Source organism: Actinomycetota bacterium, assembly GCA_036280995.1.
GTDB lineage: Bacteria > Actinomycetota > CALGFH01 > CALGFH01 > CALGFH01 > CALGFH01.
Window position 1 is genome coordinate 1 of sequence record DASUPQ010000279.1, and the last position, 2268, is coordinate 2268.

Annotated in this window: 3 protein-coding genes; 2 read left to right on the forward strand and 1 reads right to left on the reverse strand. The window is 69.8% G+C overall.

Annotation, left to right across the window (positions count from 1 at the left end; all coding sequences use genetic code 11):
• The coding region (locus VF468_09320) for a hypothetical protein (protein ID HEX5878506.1) at positions 1-248 on the forward strand (248 nt) is incomplete at its 5' end.
• Here the strand turns inward: VF468_09320 and VF468_09325 are convergent.
• Complete coding sequence (locus VF468_09325) at positions 200-1168, reverse strand: NAD(P)-dependent alcohol dehydrogenase (GenBank protein HEX5878507.1); 969 nt, start codon at positions 1166-1168, stop codon at positions 200-202. The genes VF468_09320 and VF468_09325 overlap by 49 nt on opposite strands.
• A 207-nt stretch (positions 1169-1375) precedes the next feature.
• On the opposite strand from VF468_09325, the gene VF468_09330 reads away from it, so the two are divergent.
• Positions 1376-2209, forward strand: a complete 834-nt coding sequence (locus VF468_09330) for an alpha/beta hydrolase (protein ID HEX5878508.1) — start codon at positions 1376-1378, stop codon at positions 2207-2209.
• The last annotated feature ends 59 nt before the right edge of the window (positions 2210-2268 follow it).

Genomic DNA, 2268 nt, shown 5'->3' on the forward strand with positions numbered 1-2268 from the left:
CGATCAACCTGGCCGACACCGACGGCAACCCGGCCACGGTCGCCGACCCCAACTGGACGTCCCTGCTGGCGACACCCCCGTACCCGGAGTACCCGAGCAGGTGCAACGTGGTCAACTCGGCCGTGGCCCACAGCGGGGAACAACGCGACCTCGCGTTGACCGGTCGCAAGCTCGAGTATTCCGGGCAGGGGCCGGTGGGTCACACGGTGATGACCACCTTTGCCCGGGCGTGTCCTTCTCCGAGGTAGCTGAGCGCGGCGGGGGCCTCGCTGAGCTCGTATTGGCGGTCGATGACCGGCGTCACCTTGCCGGCTTCGAGGAGCTCCTGCAGGACCAGGAAGTCCTCTCGGGTGAACCTGGCCACGAAGAAGACCACCTTCTGGCTGGCCCGCAGCGACGCCAGACGGACGCCGGCCACGTGGCCCAGCGGCCCGGTCCAAGGGTTGGTCTTGGGCCCTCCGACGAGGACGAGGGTCGCGCCCTGGCCCAGGACCCGCTTGCAGTCCGACCATGACCGGCTCCCCGCCACGTCGAGCAGCAGGTCGTAGCGTCGTCCGCTCCGGGTGAAGTCCTCTCGGGTGTAGTCGACGACGTGGTCGGCGCCGAGGGAACGGACCAGGTCGACGTTGTGGGTGCTGCACACGCCGGTCACCTCGGCCCCGAACGCCTTGGCCAGCTGCACGGCGAAGGTGCCCACGCCCCCTGATGCACCGTTGATCAGCACCGTGTGCCCTGGCCGTAGCCGTCCGTGGTCGCGGAGGCCCTGCAGGGCGGTGACCGCCGCGGTGGGGACGGCCGCCGCCTGCTCGAAGGTCAGGTTGGCGGGCTTGGTGACCACGGTCTGGCGGACGCACACGTATTCGGCAAAGGCTCCGCTGCTGGTGCCGCCGAACACCTCGTCACCGGGTCGGACGTCGGTGACGGCGCTGCCGACGGCCTCAACGCTCCCGGCGAAGTCGGCCCCGGGTACCGTGTGCTTGGGTCTGCGCAGCCCCATCGTCGGCCGTGCGATGTAGGGCCTGCCCGTCACCGCGTACCACTCGGCCGGATTCACCGACGACGCACGGACGCGCACCAGCACACCGTCGTCGGTGAGGGCGGGCTGGGCGATGTCTTGGAGCTCGAGCACATCGGGTGATCCGAACCGGTGGTAGACGGTCGCCTTCACGGTGCCCTCCTCCCCGCGCCAGCCATGGACTGGCTTCTGGGGCGGCTCCGCGGAGCGGGCTTCTCGCCCCAGCTCATCTATCACGCCTACCACGCCCTGGACAGCCGCATCCTGGGGTTCGATCGACGAGGGTGGCGCGGGCACGCAGGTTGCCCAAAGGGTCTGTACTAGCATCACGCCACCAGCGAGGACGTGAGGAGCAGCACCGTGACGACCAGCAGTTGGACACCTGCGACGCACGGCCACGGCCAGTACGCCGAGGTCAACGGCATCAACCTCTACTTCGAGACCCACGGGGCCGGGCGGCCGTTGATCCTGCTGCACGGCGGGCTCGGGTCCGGCGAGATGTTCGGACCGGTCCTGCCCACGCTGGCCGAACGCCACCAGGTCATCGCCGTCGACCTGCAGGGCCACGGCCGCACCGCCGACATCGACCGACCGCTCGATGTCCGGCTCATGGCCGATGACGTCGCGGCGCTCATCGACCACCTCGAGCTGGACAAGCCGGACCTGGTGGGCTACTCCCTCGGCGGCTGGGTGGCGCTCCACACCGCGGCCAAGTACCCGGCCAAGGTCGGTCGGCTCGTGGCGGCCTCAGCCAACATCCGCCCCGACGCGATCTATCCGGAGATGCGCGTCCAGCAGGGCCAGGTGAACGCGGCCGCCGCCGAATTCATGACCGACACCCCGATGTACCAGCTCTACCAGCGGGTTGCGCCACGCCCCGAGGACTTCCCCCGGCTGCTGGACAAGATTGGTGAGGCGATGGCCAAGGACTTCGACTTCACCGAGGAGGTCCGGGGGCTCCAGGTGCCGACGCTGATCGTTGCCGCCGACGCCGACATGGCCCCGCCGAGCCACTACGTCGAGATCTTCAACCTGCTCGACGGCGGGCTCCGCGACGGTGGCTGGATGGGGGAGGGCCGTCCGAAGGGCGGTCACGCGCTGGCGATCCTGCCCGGCCTGACCCACTACAACCTCGACGACTCGCCGCTGTTCGCGGCGGTCGTCCTCGCATTCCTCGACGAGCAGGCGGGCTGAGCGGGCCGGGTCGCCCGGCCCCCCTACCCTCATGGGTGAGGCAGGAGGGCACGGGACAT